The sequence below is a fragment of the Mycolicibacter senuensis genome (genome assembly GCF_003284925.1).
GTDB classification, from domain to species: Bacteria; Actinomycetota; Actinomycetes; order Mycobacteriales; family Mycobacteriaceae; genus Mycobacterium; species Mycobacterium algericum_A.
In genome coordinates this window covers 15,570-30,959 of the sequence record NZ_QMEX01000040.1, presented here as the reverse complement: position 1 = coordinate 30,959, position 15,390 = coordinate 15,570, and the positions used below count along the sequence as shown (strand labels likewise).

16 protein-coding genes are annotated in these 15,390 nt (G+C 68.0%); 13 read left to right on the top strand and 3 right to left on the bottom strand.

The genetic code is table 11. The features are described 5' to 3' along the window. The 6 genes from DQP56_RS11785 to DQP56_RS11760 all read left to right on the top strand — a co-directional run. Positions 1-184: sterol carrier family protein (locus tag DQP56_RS11785; protein ID WP_234825623.1), on the top strand; the 184-nt coding region annotated here is incomplete at its 5' end. A 52-nt stretch (positions 185-236) separates the two neighbouring features. After that, a complete protein-coding gene (gene purF, locus DQP56_RS11780; protein ID WP_112685600.1) occupies positions 237-1,754 on the top strand; it encodes an amidophosphoribosyltransferase in 1,518 nt (505 codons plus the stop codon). A 139-nt stretch (positions 1,755-1,893) separates the two neighbouring features. Next, positions 1,894-3,156 carry an aromatic ring-hydroxylating oxygenase subunit alpha gene (locus DQP56_RS11775; protein WP_112685598.1) on the top strand — a complete coding sequence of 421 codons (1,263 nt, stop codon included), beginning with the start codon at positions 1,894-1,896 and terminating at the stop codon, positions 3,154-3,156. Between the two features lie 7 nt (positions 3,157-3,163). Further along, positions 3,164-3,493, top strand: coding sequence for a hypothetical protein (locus DQP56_RS11770; RefSeq protein WP_112685596.1), 330 nt, complete (start codon positions 3,164-3,166; stop codon positions 3,491-3,493). Continuing rightward, entirely contained in the window at positions 3,490-4,743 is a 1,254-nt protein-coding gene (locus tag DQP56_RS11765) for a metal-dependent hydrolase family protein (RefSeq protein WP_112685594.1), read from the top strand. The genes DQP56_RS11770 and DQP56_RS11765 overlap by 4 nt, the downstream gene beginning before the upstream one ends. Before the next feature lie 16 nt (positions 4,744-4,759). After that, positions 4,760-5,215 (top strand): MarR family winged helix-turn-helix transcriptional regulator, encoded by a 456-nt coding sequence (locus tag DQP56_RS11760; RefSeq protein ID WP_013830487.1) that lies wholly within the window; start codon positions 4,760-4,762, stop codon positions 5,213-5,215. Here the strand turns inward: DQP56_RS11760 and DQP56_RS11755 are convergent. From DQP56_RS11755 to DQP56_RS11745, 3 genes are read right to left on the bottom strand one after another with little or no spacing between them, the layout of a single operon-like run. After that, the gene (locus DQP56_RS11755; RefSeq protein ID WP_112685592.1) at positions 5,212-6,894 is read right to left on the bottom strand and encodes a nitric oxide reductase activation protein NorD; all 1,683 of its coding nucleotides are present in this window, start codon (positions 6,892-6,894) and stop codon (positions 5,212-5,214) included. The genes DQP56_RS11760 and DQP56_RS11755 overlap by 4 nt on opposite strands. Next, the gene (locus DQP56_RS11750) at positions 6,891-7,712 is read right to left on the bottom strand and encodes a CbbQ/NirQ/NorQ/GpvN family protein (RefSeq protein ID WP_435673855.1); all 822 of its coding nucleotides are present in this window, start codon (positions 7,710-7,712) and stop codon (positions 6,891-6,893) included. Before DQP56_RS11750 ends, DQP56_RS11755 begins: the two co-directional genes overlap by 4 nt. Before the next feature lie 2 nt (positions 7,713-7,714). Next, positions 7,715-8,869 carry a spirocyclase AveC family protein gene (locus DQP56_RS11745; protein ID WP_083037559.1) on the bottom strand — a complete coding sequence of 385 codons (1,155 nt, stop codon included), beginning with the start codon at positions 8,867-8,869 and terminating at the stop codon, positions 7,715-7,717. 101 nt (positions 8,870-8,970) lie between these two features. Here DQP56_RS11745 and DQP56_RS11740 point away from each other — a divergent pair, with 101 nt between their 5' ends. The 7 genes from DQP56_RS11740 to DQP56_RS11710 all read left to right on the top strand — a co-directional run bounded on the left by DQP56_RS11740 (position 8,971) and on the right by DQP56_RS11710 (position 15,374). Then, positions 8,971-9,573: a TetR/AcrR family transcriptional regulator gene (locus DQP56_RS11740; RefSeq protein WP_041320201.1), complete on the top strand. Its 603-nt coding sequence runs from the start codon at positions 8,971-8,973 to the stop codon at positions 9,571-9,573. A 114-nt stretch (positions 9,574-9,687) separates the two neighbouring features. Continuing rightward, the gene (locus tag DQP56_RS11735) at positions 9,688-10,446 is read left to right on the top strand and encodes an SDR family NAD(P)-dependent oxidoreductase (RefSeq protein WP_112685588.1); all 759 of its coding nucleotides are present in this window, start codon (positions 9,688-9,690) and stop codon (positions 10,444-10,446) included. A gap of 36 nt (positions 10,447-10,482) precedes the next feature. Continuing rightward, a complete protein-coding gene (locus DQP56_RS11730; RefSeq protein ID WP_112685586.1) occupies positions 10,483-11,697 on the top strand; it encodes an aromatic ring-hydroxylating dioxygenase subunit alpha in 1,215 nt (404 codons plus the stop codon). Beyond that, positions 11,694-12,029: a hypothetical protein gene (locus tag DQP56_RS11725; protein ID WP_013830480.1), complete on the top strand. Its 336-nt coding sequence runs from the start codon at positions 11,694-11,696 to the stop codon at positions 12,027-12,029. Before DQP56_RS11730 ends, DQP56_RS11725 begins: the two co-directional genes overlap by 4 nt. A 33-nt stretch (positions 12,030-12,062) precedes the next feature. Next, complete coding sequence (locus DQP56_RS11720; protein WP_112685585.1) at positions 12,063-12,908, top strand: TauD/TfdA dioxygenase family protein; 846 nt, start codon at positions 12,063-12,065, stop codon at positions 12,906-12,908. Positions 12,909-12,996: 88 nt separating this feature from the next. Continuing rightward, on the top strand, positions 12,997-14,133 hold the full coding sequence (locus tag DQP56_RS11715; RefSeq protein WP_112685583.1) for an acyl-CoA dehydrogenase family protein: 1,137 nt from the start codon (positions 12,997-12,999) through the stop codon (positions 14,131-14,133). Further along, complete coding sequence (locus DQP56_RS11710; protein ID WP_112685581.1) at positions 14,130-15,374, top strand: acyl-CoA dehydrogenase family protein; 1,245 nt, start codon at positions 14,130-14,132, stop codon at positions 15,372-15,374. Before DQP56_RS11715 ends, DQP56_RS11710 begins: the two co-directional genes overlap by 4 nt. The last annotated feature ends 16 nt before the right edge of the window (positions 15,375-15,390 follow it).

Here is a 15,390-nt window from a genome sequence, read left to right as displayed (position 1 = left end):
GCCGCGACACACCCGAGGCACCCCGCCCAACGTCGTCGAGACCGACCCGCGAAGCTGGCTGTTGCTGGCCGCCGGGCTGCTCAGCACCGCCGAGGCGACCGCCGCCGCGAAGCTGCGATTGTCCGGCTCGCGGGCCGCCGAGATCGCCGGATGGCTGCCGTTGGTGAAACTTGACGCATGTTGACCGTAGACTGAAGACCGTCACTTGAGGCCCGTCCCCCTGGAGCAGCTAAAACGTGCCGGACCAGCAGCCTGTAGACCTTGAGAATTCCCCCCGCGAGGAGTGCGGCGTGTTCGGCGTTTGGGCTCCCGGCGAAGACGTCGCCAAGCTCACATATTACGGCTTGTATGCGTTGCAGCACCGCGGTCAAGAGGCCGCCGGTATCGCCGTCGGCGACGGATCGCAGGTGCTGGTGTTCAAGGACCTCGGCCTGGTCAGCCAGGTGTTCGAGGAGCAGACGCTGGCGGCGATGCCCGGCCACGTGGCAATCGGCCACTGCCGCTACTCCACCACCGGTGACACCACCTGGGAGAACGCCCAGCCGGTGTTCCGCAACACCGCGGCGGGCACCGGGGTGGCGCTGGGCCACAACGGCAACCTGGTCAACACCACCGAGTTGGCCGGCCGCGCCCGCCGGCTGGGGCTGATCGACACCCGTGGTCCCGGCGTGGCCACCACCGACTCCGACATCCTGGGCGCGCTGCTGGCGCACGGCTCCGCAGACACCAGCCTGGAGCAGGCGGCGCTGGAACTGCTGCCGACCGCGCGCGGCGCCTTCTGCCTGACATTCATGGACGAGAACACCCTCTACGCGGCCCGCGACCCGTGGGGTGTGCGCCCGCTGTCGTTGGGGCGGCTGGACCGCGGCTGGGTGGTGGCGTCGGAGACCGCCGCGCTGGACATCGTCGGCGCCTCGTTCGTCCGCGACATCGAACCCGGTGAGCTGCTGGCGATCGACGCCGACGGGGTGCGCTCGTCCCGGTTCGCCAACCCCACCCCCAAGGGCTGTGTCTTCGAGTACGTCTACCTCGCCCGGCCCGACAGCACCATCGGCGGCCGGTCGGTGCACGCCACCCGGGTGGAGATCGGCCGCCGGCTGGCCCGCCAGCATCCCGTCGACGCCGACCTGGTCATCGGGGTGCCCGAGTCCGGCACCCCGGCCGCGGTCGGGTACGCCCAGGAGTCCGGCATCGACTACGGGCAGGGCCTGACCAAGAACTCCTATGTCGGGCGGACCTTCATCCAGCCGTCGCAGACCATCCGCCAGCTCGGCATCCGACTCAAGCTCAACCCGCTGCGCGAGATCATCCGCGGCAAGCGGCTCATCGTCGTCGACGATTCGATCGTGCGGGGTAACACCCAGCGGGCACTGGTGCGGATGCTCCGCGAGGCGGGCGCCATCGAGGTGCACGTACGGATCGCGTCCCCACCGGTGAAATGGCCGTGCTTCTACGGCATCGACTTCGCCTCACCGGCCGAGCTGATCGCCAACGTCGTCGAGGACGAGACCGAGATGCTCGAGGCGGTGCGGCGCACCATCGGCGCGGACACGCTGGGCTACGTCGGGCTGGAGGACATGATCGCCGCCACCGAGCAGCCCAAGTCGCGACTGTGCAGCGCCTGCTTCGACGGCAACTACCCGATCGAGCTGCCCGGCGACAGCGCGCTGGGCAAGAACGTCGTCGAGCAGATGCTGGCCACCACCGCATTACAGGCCGAGAGTGACCCCGACCCGGCGCTGAGTAAGCCCTAAGCACCCGCGGCATCCGCAGCCCTTCGGGCCGAAGCCCCGGCCGCAAGTATCAACTACTTGACACTAGATCGGTCACTTCGATAGCGTCGGCGCCATCGAGGCTCGGCCCTGACATCATCAGGCCAGGACAGGAGTGGTTGTGGCGCGTTTTCCCAAGCCGCCCGAGGGCAGTTGGACCCAGCACTATGAACTCGGTACCGAACCGGTGTCCTACCGCGATTCCATCACGCCGGAGGTCTACGAGAAGGAGCGGGCGGCGATCTTCCGGCGCGCCTGGCTCAATGTCGGTCGGGTGGAACAGCTTCCGCGCAAGGGAAGCTATTACACCAAGGAGCTCAAGGTCGCCAATACCTCGATCATCGTGGCGCGCACCACATCTGACGAGGTCAAGGCCTACCACAATGTCTGCCGTCACCGCGGCAACAAGCTGGTGTGGGACACCATGCCGCTGGAGGAGACCAGCGGGAACTGCCGCCAGTTCACCTGCAAGTACCACGGCTGGCGCTACGACCTCGACGGCAACCTGACCTACGTGCAGCAGGAAGAGGAGTTCTTCGACCTGGACAAGAGCCGCTATGGGTTGGTCGGCGTGCACTGCGAGGTCTGGGAGGGCTTCATCTTCGTCAACTTCGCCGCGGAGCCCGAGCAGTCGCTGCGCGAATTCCTCGGCCCGATGGTCACGGCTTTGGAGGGTTACCCGTTCGGGAAGATGACATCGCGGTGGCAGTACCGTTCGGAAGTCAACTCCAACTGGAAGCTGTTCCTGGACGCGTTCCAGGAGTTCTATCACGCGCCGGTGTTACACGGGAACCAGACGCCGGTGGCCTGCCGGGTGGCGGCCGAGGAGGCCGGTTTCGAGGCGCCGCACTACCGTCTCGAGGGGCCGCACCGGTTGGTGAGCACCTCGGGGGTGCGGGCCTGGGAGATGTCGGCCGAGATGCGCAAGCCGATCGAGGACATCTGTCAGAGCGGGTTGTTCGGCCCGTGGGACCCGCCGGACATCGGCCCGGTTCCCGACGGCCTCAACCCGGCCAACTGCGATCCCTGGGGGCTGGACTCGTTCCAGATCTTCCCCAACTTCACCATCCTGTTCTGGGGCCAGGGCTGGTACCTGACCTACCACTACTGGCCGACGTCGCACGAGTCGCACATCTTCGAGGGCACGCTGTACTTCCCGCAGCCGCGCACGCCCCGCGAGCGGGTCGCCCAGGAACTCGCGGCCGTATCGTTCAAGGAGTACGGGTTGCAGGACGCCAGCACGCTGGAGGCCACCCACACGATGCTCGGCACCGGAGCGGTGGACCACTTCCTGCTCAACGACCAGGAGGTGCTGATCCGGCACTTCCACCACGAAACCGCCCGATGGATCGCCGAATACGAGCACGCGAACGCGAAGGTGTGAGTTTGCCATGACCGCGATGCTGCCGAGTGAGTTCTCCGACCTTGAACCCTTCAACGGCTGGTGCCTGGCCTCTGAACCGGAGCGCTACGCCAAGCGGATGGCCAGTTCGATGGCGGACATGCAGGCGTTCTACGATGCCATCACGGCGCGCGCCGAAGACGCGCTGGCCTACTGCGACAAGTTCAGCCTCGACGACCTGCCCGAGGATGTCCTCAACCTGATGCACCTGCTGTATTCCATGATCACGGTGGCGTTCCCGGCCGAATCCTGGAAGCAGCCAAGTGTTCCCGACTCCGGGGCCGCCGTCATCGAGTGCGTCGCCGAGCCGTTCCCGTGAGCGAGGCCGGGACCACGGTGCTGCGGGCCGCCCGGTGGCTCGACATCGACGCCGGCGTGGTGCGGTCGCCGGCCGTCATCGTCATCGAAAACGGGCGCATCGCGGCGATCAATCCCGAAGCGCCGGTAGCCGATTCCGCCGAGGACATCGATCTCGGTGACGTGACGTTGCTGCCCGGCCTGATGGACATGGAACTCAACCTGCTCATCGGCGGACCGGGCAGCCCCGAAGGGCTGCCCACGCCCATGCACGGTGTGCAGGACGACCCGGTCTATCGCACCCTGCGGGCGGCGGTGAACGCGCGGACCACGCTGGAAGCCGGATTCACCACCGTGCGGAACCTCGGCCTGATGGTCAAGACCGGTGGTTATCTGCTCGACGTTGCGCTTCAGCGCGCCATCGACCAGGGGTGGCACGTCGGCCCGCGCATCTATCCCGCCGGCCATGCCGTCACGCCCTACGGTGGGCACCTGGATCCGACGGTCTTCCAGCGGTTGGCGCCCGGGATCATGCCGTTGTCGGTCGCCGAGGGGATCGCCAACGGGGTACCCGACGTGATCGCCTGCGTGCGGTACCAGATTCGCCACGGCGCCAAGCTGATCAAGGTCTCGGCGTCCGGCGGCGTCATGTCGCACAGCACCTCGCCGGGCGCCCAGCAGTACTCCGATGCCGAGTTCGCCGCGATCGCCGACGAGGCCCACCGGGCCGGGGTACGAGTGGCCGCCCACGCCGTCGGTGACGTCGCCATCCAGGCCTGCATCCGGGCCGGCATCGATTGCATCGAGCACGGTTTTCTGGCCAGCGACGAGACCATCGCGATGATGGTCGATCACGGCACTTTCCTGGTGTCCACCACCTATCTCACCGACGCGATGGCCGTCGACCGTATCGCCCCCGAGCTGCGCAAGAAGGCCGCCGAGGTGTTTCCGCGCGCAAAAGCCATGCTGCCCAAGGCTATCGCCGCGGGCGTGAAGATAGCGTGCGGCACCGACGCGCCGGCCATCCCGCACGGCCAGAACGCCAAGGAGCTGGCGGCGCTGGTGCAGCGCGGCATGACACCGGTACAGGCGCTGCGGGCGGCCACCGCCACCAGCGCCGAACTCATCGCCGCCGAGCACGAACTCGGCCGGCTGGCGCCGGGCTACTGCGCCGATATCATCGCTGTGCCCGGCGACCCGACCCGCGACATCGCAGTCACCGGTGACGTGCGGTTCGTCATGAAGGACGGCCGAGTCTTCAAGCGCAGCTGACCTGGGAAGTGGGGACATGGATCTCAACCGCAACACCCTGTGGCTGCTCAAGCAGGCCTTCTACTACTCGCTGACCACCGTGAACGAGGCGATCAGCGATTACGGGGTGAGCACCGCCCAGATCGGGTTGTTACGCCAACTGGCCGGCGAGCCGGGGCTGTCCGGCGCGGAGCTGGCGCGCCGGCTGCTGATCACTCCGCAGGGCGTACAGCTGGCGCTGAGCGCGCTCGAGGGACGCGGTCTGGTGGAGCGCAAGCAGGATCCGCGGCACGGCCGAATCCTGCGGGCCTATCTCACCGATGAGGGGCGTTCGGTGGCCTCGGCGGTGGTCGCCGACGCGATCGCCGCGCACGAGAAGGTGTTCGGCGTATTGACCGCGCAGGAACAGGAGACGCTGCGGGCGCTGCTGACCCGCGTCGTCGAGCAGGGCACCGGGCATACCCTGTTCGACGACCACGTCGAGCCTGACTAGCGTCGGGGTCCAGGTTTCGGCGCGGCGAGTTCGGCCAGCGCCGCCGAGAACAACTCGTCCATCCGCGGACTCAACTCGGCCAGCGTCGTGGCGCTGGCATGGCCGGCGGCGCCGAAGACCGGCCGGTCGGTCTCGCCGGTGGCGCCGATGGTCAGACACAGGCAGCCGAGGCCGTCTGCGCGGAGTTCCTCGATGGCCTTGCCGACGTCGGCTTCGGCGTAACGGCCTTCGTAGCCGACGTCGTAGGGAAAGCCATCCGACAAGACGAGCAACAGCCGATTGGGGGTGCCCGCCTCGGCCTTGAGGATCTGCGCGGCGCCGCGGATCCCGGCGCCGAGCCGGGTGTAGCCCGACGGCTGGAGCTGGTTGAGCCGGGCTCGCCCGACCGCACCGAAACGTTGCCCGAAGGTCTTGATCGCCGGCAGCTCAACACAGTGCCTGCCCTGCGACCGGAACGCATAGACGGCCACCCGATCGCCGAGCTCCTCGAGCGTGACGGCCAGCGTGGCGGCCGCTCGGCGCTGATGGTCATGCACCGCGAGGCCTGCCGGGTCGGTGTCCGTCGACGATCCGGACGCATCCAGCAAGATCAGGACGCCGAGATTGCGGGCAAGTTTGCGCCGTTCGGTGTAGACGTGTTCCGCTGGCGAATGGCCGGAGCGCAAGTCCACGAACACATCGACGAGCGCCTCGAGGTCCAGCTCGTCCCCGTCGGGCTTTCCCCGTAACACCTTGGCCCCCAAGCCGACCCGCGACAGCCGCCGGCGAAGCACATCATCGTGGATCACACCGGCGCCGGAGGGGGGTGCGGCGGCGGTGAGCGGGAAATCGACGACGCGGCACCAGTTGGGCCGGTAGGTGTTGCTGAAGACATCCCACTCGGGATACCAGGCTCCGCCGATACCCGCCGTTGCCGCCGGCTTCTCGTCGGTGAATCGGATCCGGCTGGGCAGCGGGCGGGCGTTCGGTCCGGCCGACCGCGTCCGGCGCAGGGTGCGGGCCGACAGCTCACCGCCGGAGCTGCTGTCGCCGGACCGCGAGCCGCCGAGCAGTTTTCGCAGAAACTCGGAGAGGGCTGGCGAATTGAAGACCGGATTGCCGAACAACTTGAGGATCCTGCTCTGGCCGGCGTCCGTCTCGTCATCGTCATCGTCTGCCGGTGCGTCGGTGGCAACGAGCTCGAAGCGCAGGTCGGCGTAGGCGGCTTGCGCGCCGGCGGTGCCGGCCGACTGCAACAGCCGGGCGGGTTTGATGACACCGAACCACTCCGGTGGGTCTGCGATGTTGACCCGCGTTCTGGCCAGCCGCAGCGATTCGTCGGCCGTCGCGGTACGCGGCGGCGACCCGGAGCGCAGTGCCGCCGCCAGCGGCAGCCGGGTGGCCACGTCGCTCAGTACCCGGTCGCCTTCGAGCGCTAGATAGCGCCGGGCCACCGAGGGGCGTGCCCGCAGCGCCTTGACCAGCCGCGGTTCCAGGCTCCCGGCGCCCAGCAGCGCGCCCTGGACCAGGATCTCGCGGCGCTGCGTCGCCGCCGATGCGCCCGCCGACACGAAGATGGCATGCCCGTTGGTGTGTGCGGCCTCGCCCGCGGGCGCCTGCGCAACCTCGACCGACCGGCCCGCGAGGTAGCCGGCGATGAACTTGAACCGGTCGGGCGTGGCCGGGCCCGGCGCGCTCACATCGGGGGAAGAACGGCGTCGGCGAGTTCACCGAGCGCGCGGATGACGTCGGTGTCGTCGGAGAGGATTTGGACGATGGCGGCCTGGACTGCGCTGCGCAGGCCGAGGCCTTCGGCGACCAGGCCGCCGGCCAGGATCAGCATCCTGGTGGAGGCGCCCTCGCGCAGCGGGGAGCCGTCCAGGTTCCGGATGGCGTTGCCGAGTGCCACCAGCGCCTGCGCCGTCTGCGGATCGACCCCGGTTTCGTGCGAGACGATGTCGATCTCGGCCTGCGCCGGCGGGAAGCTGAGCTCGATGGCGACGAACCGTTGCCGGGTCGACTCCTTGAGATTCTTCAGCACGCTCTGGTACCCGGGGTTATAGGAGATCACCAGCTGAAACCCCGGTGCCGCCGGCACCGTCGTGCCGAGTCGATCCACCGGCAGGGCACGGCGGTGATCGGCGAGCGGATGGATGACCACCGTGGTGTCCTGGCGCGCCTCCACCACCTCGTCCAGATAGAAGATGGCGCCTTCGCGTACCGCACGGGTCAACGGACCGTCGACCCAAACCGTTTCCGAGCCCTTGAGCAGGAACCGGCCCACCAGGTCCGCCGACGTCATGTCCTCGTGTCCGGCGACGGTGATCAGATCGCGACCCGACTGCTCGGCCATGGCCTCCACGAAACGCGTCTTCCCACATCCCGTGGGCCCCTTCAACAGCACCGGCAGCCCGCGACGCGCCGCCGCCCGAAAGACTTCGATCTCATCGCCGACCGCCCGGTAAAAGGGCGCCCCGGTACGGCTTCCGGCCGATGTGGCGGAGCTGTTGTTCAGCACTGTCACTTCCCGGGCTCGAAGGGCACGATCGGGGGCACCGAAACCCCGTCGGGCATCACCAGTTGGCCGTCGACATTGATGTAGCCGGACCGGTTGGACGGCATCGGCAGGGCCGGATGCGGACACGGCTTGTCGGTCCCGTCGCCGCAGATGCCGCCGGTGAAGTAGGAGCGCTTCTGGTGGTCTTGTGGCCACGGATCGGCATGCAGGGCGATCCATTGCGCCGGGCCCATGTAGAAGGCGAAGAAACACGCGCTCACCCCGGCGAAGATCGCCAGGAACCGGGTGAACTGTTGCCGCGCGAATCCGCCGCGGACGCCATCCAGTCCGCGCTCGACGACGGTGCGGCCGCGATCGTCGGTGAAGTAACGCAGGCAGCACAGCGCCGCCTGCACCGCTCCCCACATGAGTCCCTCGTAGACGGGCCATTGGTAGTAGGTGTCGGCATTGATCGACACCGACCGGATGGCGCCGGGGTAGGTGTACAGGCCGATCGGCAGCAGGACCAGGCCCTCCATGACGAAGTCGAAGACGAACGAGATCGCATAGGTCACGGCGATCAGGCGAAGATTGCTGATGCCGGGCCAGCGCGCCTTGATCTTTCGCATCACGGCGCATCCGACGATGGTGATCAGCAGCACCCCGTAGGCGTAGCCCGGAAGGTTCGTCAACAGCGGCTCGGCGACCTGGCGGCCGGGTTCCTCCGGTGACGCCCACCCGGGGATGTGCGACGTCCAGGCGCCCCGGTTGAACAGCCAGGTGTTGTAGGTGCACCAGGTGTTGAAGTAGTTGAGCAGCGGGTCTTGGAAGAACATCAGGCCGATCGATAAAAAGAGCATGCCGTCCAACGTGATTCGCCGCTCGCGACGCCAGGGGCGGATGAAGAACCACCAGATGGCGAACGGCAGGCCGACCCACAGCACGATGGCGTTGGCCATCAGCGGAACCTTCATGTACATCGGCGGATCGTTCGGTCCGACCGGGACGCGTTCGAAGTACGGGCCGGTGATCCAACGCGCCCACACATACAGCTGCAGCGCCAGCAGCGCGCCGCCGGCGGCCGCCCAGATCCGGATGGCCCCGCCGCCTCGACTGCCGGCGGACTCCGGCCGCGCGGCAACTGACACGTTCTGCTGGCTCGGCACGCCGCTTCCCATGTTGCGGTCCCCTTCCCGGATGACGCAGTGTGTGCCGAAATATACTCATCGGTATCTGAGTTGCCAATAGGTATCGCAGATTCTGTGGGATGATCTCGGGCATGGTGGAGCGGTGGACCCGGGAGCGGCGGCTGGCTCACACGCGTTCGCTGCTACTGGACGCCGCCGAAGAAGTGTTCGCCGAAAAGGGCTTTACCACCGCGACTCTCGATGACATCGCCCAGGCCGCCGGCTACACCAAGGGCGCCATCTACAAGCACTTCGGCGCCAAGGAGGAGCTCTTTTTGGCCGTCAGCGACCGGTATTGGCGGCGCTATTTCGAGAACTTCGCCGAGGTGATGGCGAGCGCGAGTCAGATCGGGGCGCGGGAACTCGACGACATCGCCGAGCGGTGGCGGCAGCTGAGTCAAGACCGCGGCGCAGAGCACGCCGCGCTCGGGCACGAGTTCGCGCTGTATCTGCTGCGCAACCCCGACGCCCGGGAGCGGGTCGCCGCCAAGCGGGCCGAGGTCGTCGAGCAGCTGGCGCAGTTCATCGTCGCCGGTGTCGAACGGCTGGGCGGGACGCTGCTGATCCCCGCATTGACGCTGGCCCAGGTCCTCGTCGCCACCAGTGATTCGGCCGTGCTGGCCAGCCGGCTCGACGACGTCGATCTGTATCGGCCGGTCGTCGCGATGTACGTCTCCATGATCAAGCTGCCCTGACCGGTTGTCAGCAGTGCAGCGCCGGGCACTTGAGATTAATGACAAGTACTTGATAATATCCGTCACGATGCAGTGCGCAGTTGTGATTCGCCGATCGGCGCCGAAGGGGATGCAATGACCACAGAGGTGTCGCCGCGGGTCGCCGTGGTCACCGGCGGAGCCTCCGGCATGGGCGAGGCCACCTGTCACGAACTGGGCCGCCGCGGCTATCGCGTCGCCGTTCTCGACGTCGATGACCAAGCCGCGCAGCGGGTTACCGACGACCTTCGCGGCCGGGGTGTCACCGCGCTGGGAGTCGGGGTCGACGTCACCGATCGGGTCGCCGTCGACGACGGCCTGGCTAAGGTGCGCAGCCAGCTGGGGCCGGTCGCGGCACTGGTCACCAGCGCGGGCGTATTCGGCTACTCCGCCTTCGCCGACATCGCGCCGCCGGAGTGGGCGCGAATCATCGACGTCAACCTCACCGGTACCTTCCACTGCTGCCAGGCCGCGCTACCGGACATGGTCGAGGCCGGCTGGGGGCGCATCGTGATGATCTCGTCGTCCAGTGCCCAGCGCGGTACACCGTTCGCGGCCCACTACGCGGCGTCCAAGGGCGCGGTCATCACGCTGACCAAGTCGCTGGCCCGCGAGTACGCCGGCCACGGCATCACGGTCAACAACATCCCGCCCTCGGGGATCGAGACGCCCATGCAACACCAGTCGCAGGCGGCCGGACACCTGCCGCCCAACGAGCAGATCGCCGCCAACATCCCGCTGGGCCGGCTGGGCACCGGCGCCGACATCGCCGCGGCTGTCGGGTTCCTGTGCTCGGAGGAGGCCGGCTTCATTACCGGTCAGGTGCTGGGCGTCAACGGCGGATCAGTGATGTGACACGGCGTATTTCGCCGGGTAATCAGGGAGGTTCAGATGCAACGATCCGGTAGGCCCGCAGCGGGTTCGTGGACCGAGCACTATGGGCTCGACACCGGCCCGGTCTCGTTCGCCGACTCCACCTCGCCCGAGTTCTATGAGGTCGAGCGTGAGGCGGTGTTCAAACGAGCCTGGCTCAACGTCGGCCGCGTCGAGGAGGCGCCCGACCACGGCAGCTACGCCACCAAGGAGATCGAAGCGGCCCGGGCGTCGGTCATTCTGGTGCGCACCGACGGCGGGGTTCGCGCATTCCACAATGTCTGCCCGCGGTGCGCCACGAAGCTGGTCTGGGACGACTTCCCGGACCGCGAGACCGCCGGGCAATGCCAGCAGTTCATTTGTAAGCGCTGCCGCGGCAGCCACGGATTCGACGGTGCCGAGCCGGACCTGATCGCAGTCCACTGCGACATCTGGAACGGCTTCGTCTTCATCAACTTCGCAGCCGAACCGCAGCAGGGTCTACGCGAATTCCTCGGGCCGATGATCACCGGTCTCGACGACTACCCGTTCGAGAAACTGACCGAACGCTACGACTGGGTGGCGCACAACAACAGCAACTGGAAGATCTTCGCCGACGCGTTCCAGGAGTACTACCACGTGCCGGCGCTGCACTCGCAGCAGGTTCCCGCCGCGGTGCGAGTGCCCGATGCCGGCTTCACCTGCGGTCACTTCCAAGTCGACGGGCCGCACCGGTTGGTGTCCACCGCCGGGCGGCGCCGCTGGTTGCTGCCGCCGGAGTACATGTACCCGATCGAACGCGCCACCCGCAGCGGACTGGTCGGCCCCTGGGAGACCCCCGATATCGGCGAGATACCGGCAGGGGTGAACCCGGGCGGCATCGAACCGTGGGGGATCAGCAACTTCCAGATCTTCCCCAACACCGAGATCCTCATCTACGGCGGCTGGTACCTGCTCTACCGGTACTGGCCCACGTCGCACAACACCCACCGGTTCGAGGCCCACACCTACTTTCACCCGGCCCGCACCGTGCGGGAACGCATCGAACACGAGGTTGCCTCGGTGGTGCTCAAGGAGTTCGCACTTCAGGACGCCGGCATGCTCGGCGGCACCCAAGCCGCGCTGGAGTACGGCATCGTCGACGACTTCCCGCTCAACGATCAGGAGATCTTGGTCCGGCACCTGCACCAGGTGGTCAACGACTGGGTGGACGGCTACCAGCGCGACCACGTCGGCGCGGGAGGGCCCCGGTGACCGCCAAGAAACTGCCGAGCGCCTTCGCCGAGCTGGAGAGGTTCGCCGAAACCTGGTGCTTGCCAACCGAAACCGAAAGATTCAGCCAGCGGCTGGCCAGCACCATCCCGGAGCTGCGGGTGTTCTACGACGCGTTCTTCCCGCGGTTGGAGGAGGCGATCGACTACTGCGACAAGTTCGCCCTCGACGAGCTTCCCGAGGACGCGCTCAACCTGCTGCACCTGATCTATTCACTGGTCATGGTGGCCATGGCGGTCGAGGTCATGCACCAGCCCGCCCCCGTCGACGCCGCCGACGCGGTCATGATCCGCACCGGCTGGCCCGTCCCGTGACCGCGGAGTTCCCTGCCCGAAAGGACGCAGCCGATGAGTCTGCTCACCATCAACAAACTCACCTCCTCGGTGGGCGCCGAGGTCATCGGTGTCCAGCCGGAACGACTGGTCGACGACGATCACCTCAGTGCCGCGGTGCTCGAGGCGCTGGAGGACAACGGGGTCCTGGTGTTTCGGGATCTGCATCTTGAGCCCACCGACCAGGTGGCATTCTGCGGGCGGCTGGGCAGCGTGGACTTCTCCTCGGACGGCCACCACGAGGTGGCCGGGATCTACCCGATCACGCTGAACAGCGCGAAGAATTCCGCCGCGAGCTACCTGCGCGCCACATTCGACTGGCACATCGACGGTTGCACGCCGATGGGCGACGAGTGCCCGCAGAAGGCGACCGTGCTCTCCGCGGTGCAGGTCGCCGAACGGGGTGGCGAGACCGAGTTCGCCAGTTCCTATGGCGCCTACGACCTGCTCACCGACGAGGAGCAGCAGCGCTTCGGCGCCCTGCAGGTGGTGCACTCGCTGGAAGCCTCTCAGCGCCGGGTCACCCCCGACCCGACACCGGAAGAGCTCGCGAGGTGGCGGGCCCGGCCCACCCACACCCATCCGCTGGTGTGGACACACAACACCGGCCGAAAGTCATTGGTGCTGGGCGCCTCCGCCGACTACATCGTCGGCATGGATCTCGACGAGGGGCGCGCGCTGCTGACCGAACTGCTCGAGCGCGCCACCGTGCCTGACAAGGTCTACCGCCACAACTGGTCGGTCGGCGACACCGTCATCTGGGACAACCGGGGCGTGCTGCACCGCGCCGCCCCGTACGACCCCGACTCGCCGCGGGAGATGCTGCGCACCACGGTGCTCGGTGACGAGCCCATCCGGTGATCCGGCTGGAGCCGGTGTGTCAGAACGGTTGGCGATACGGTCTACTTGGCTTGGCGGTCAAGGCCTTTAGCGTCCGGGAGGAGACCACATGACCGAGTTGTCCACCGAGAGCGAGCTGTTCGTCGCGACCGCGCGGGCGTTTCTCGACAAGACCGCGGCGATCAGCGCGCAACGCGAGTTGCATGCCCAGGGCCGCTCCTATGACCCGGCGTGGTGGAAACGGGCTGCTGAACTCGGCTGGGCCGGCCTGCTGGTGCCCGAGGAGCTCGGTGGCGGCAGTGTCTCGGAAAGCGGTCTGCACGACCTGGCGGCGATCGCCGAAGCGATCGGGCGCACGGTGGGTCCGGGGCCGCTGTACCCGGTGAGCACCGTGCTGGCTGGCCTGATCGACGCCGACAACGCCGAGGCCCTCGCCGGGAGCATCGCCGCACTGGTAGCCGGGGAACAGGTGGCCACCTGGGCCGCGGATGAACCGGGCCGGGCCTTCCGCCCGCAGGCGCCGAGTGCCACCGCGACCCCCACCGCCAAGGCCGGGGGAACCGGCTACCGGCTCAACGGCGTCAAGGACCGGGTCGAGGCCGGCGCGCAGGCGGACCTGATTCTCGTCGGGGCCCGCACCGACGACGGCGCGCTGCGACAGTTCCTGATCCGCTCCGACGCCCCGGGGGTGACGGTGCGCCCGCAGAACTGCGTCGACCTGGTGAAGCAGTACGCCCGCATCGAGTTCGACGACGTCGAGGCCGAGGCGGTCGTGGGCACCGCCGCCCTCATCGACCGGCAGACCCAGGTCGGCATCGCGCTGGCGTGCGCCGAGTCCGTCGGGATCCTGGACGCCGTGCTGGCCCTGACCATCGAGTGGTGTCGGGACCGCTACAGTTTCGGCCGGCCGCTGGCGTCCTACCAGGCGCTCAAACACCGGCTTGCCGACATGACCATGTGGTTGCACGCGGCACGCGCCATCACCGCCGGCGCCGTCGACAAGATCGCCGCGCGAGCCCCGGACGCCGGGATGTGGGCCAGCGCCGCCAAATCCTATCTGGGGGAGCACGCCGGGCTGCTGGTCCAGGAGTGCATCCAGCTGCACGGCGGTATCGGCGTCACCTGGGAGCACGACCTGCACGTCTATCTGCGGAGGATCACGTTGTACAGCAACCTGCTCGGCACTCCGGACGAGCATCACCGGGCGATCTTCACCGCCGCGAACACCACGGAGCCCGCCGCATGAGCCAGACCGCCGCAACCGAGCTCAGCGTGGCGGAGTTCGCCGCCCGGGCGCGTGCCTGGCTGGCCGACAACATGCCGCGGCTGGACCCGCAGCAGCCGCCGCGCAACGGGCGTGACGACGAGGGCGCCTGGCAGCGTGCCCGCGAACTCCAGCGACGCCTCTACGAGGGTGGCTTCGCCGGGATCTGCTTCCCGCGCGAATACGGCGGCCTCGGACTGGACATCAGCTATCAGAAGGCTTACGACGTGGAATCCGACGGCTACGAGATGCCGTTGATCCTCAACGTCCCGACCTTCACCATCTGCTGCGCGACGCTGCTCGACACCGGCAGTGAGGAGCAGAAGCGCGAGCACATCAGCGCCGCGCTACGCGGTGACGAGGTGCTCGTCCAACTGCTGTCGGAGCCCAGTGGCGGGTCGGATCTGGCGGGGCTGATCACCCGCGCCGACCGCGACGGCGACGGCTGGGTGATCAGCGGGGCCAAGACCTGGAGCACCAGCGCCTTTGCCGCCGATTACGGGCTGCTGCTGGCCCGCACGGACGCGACGGTGCCCAAGCACGAGGGCCTGACCATGTTCCTCATGCCGATCGACGCGCCCGGCGTCACACTGCGGCGCATCGAACAGGTGGACGGATCCAACGAGTTCTGCGAGGAGTTCTTCGACGGGCTGCGGCTCGGTGATGACGCGGTGGTCGGTGAGGTCAACAAGGGCTGGGACGTCGCCTCCCGACTGTTGTTCCACGAGCGGCGTGCGGTCGGACAGGGCTCGGAGTTCGCCAGCGGCCGCGGCGCCGAACGCACCGAGATGGCCGCCGGTGACTTCCTCACCCTGGCCGCCGAAGCCGGGACCGCCGACGACCCGTTGACCCAGGACAAGGTCGGCCGGGTGCTTGCCCGACGGATGGTCCGCGACTGTCTCGTCGACCATGTCGGGCGTGCGATGCGCACCGGGGCGCTGCCGCCCGCCGCGGGCTCGCTCATCCGGCTGTTCCATTCCGACGTCACCTTCCTGGAGGTCGACACCGCCACCGAGGTCGCCGGCCCGCTCGGCGTCGTCGACGACGACGCGCAGTTGCTCAAGGTCGGAAAACGGTACCTGTCCCGCCAGACGGTGGCGCTCGGCGGCGGCAGCAACGAGATGGCCCGCAACGTCATCGCCGAGCGGGTCCTGGGCCTGCCCCGTGAACACGCCGCCGATCGCGGCGTCCCGTTCAACCAGGTCCGACACAACAGGGCGTGACCGCGGCACGCGCGAG

Bases quoted from the DNA above. Each gene is read 5' to 3' on its own strand.
- DQP56_RS11745 (WP_083037559.1), bottom strand. From the start codon at position 8,869: ATGGGAAGCGGCGTGCCGAGCCAGCAGAACGTGTCAGTTGCCGCGCGG.
- DQP56_RS11740 (WP_041320201.1), top strand. From the start codon at position 8,971: ATGGTGGAGCGGTGGACCCGGGAGCGGCGGCTGGCTCACACGCGTTCG.
- DQP56_RS11735 (WP_112685588.1), top strand. From the start codon at position 9,688: ATGACCACAGAGGTGTCGCCGCGGGTCGCCGTGGTCACCGGCGGAGCC.
- DQP56_RS11770 (WP_112685596.1), top strand. From the start codon at position 3,164: ATGACCGCGATGCTGCCGAGTGAGTTCTCCGACCTTGAACCCTTCAAC.
- DQP56_RS11760 (WP_013830487.1), top strand. From the start codon at position 4,760: ATGGATCTCAACCGCAACACCCTGTGGCTGCTCAAGCAGGCCTTCTAC.
- DQP56_RS11710 (WP_112685581.1), top strand. From the start codon at position 14,130: ATGAGCCAGACCGCCGCAACCGAGCTCAGCGTGGCGGAGTTCGCCGCC.
- DQP56_RS11720 (WP_112685585.1), top strand. From the start codon at position 12,063: ATGAGTCTGCTCACCATCAACAAACTCACCTCCTCGGTGGGCGCCGAG.
- DQP56_RS11715 (WP_112685583.1), top strand. From the start codon at position 12,997: ATGACCGAGTTGTCCACCGAGAGCGAGCTGTTCGTCGCGACCGCGCGG.
- DQP56_RS11730 (WP_112685586.1), top strand. From the start codon at position 10,483: ATGCAACGATCCGGTAGGCCCGCAGCGGGTTCGTGGACCGAGCACTAT.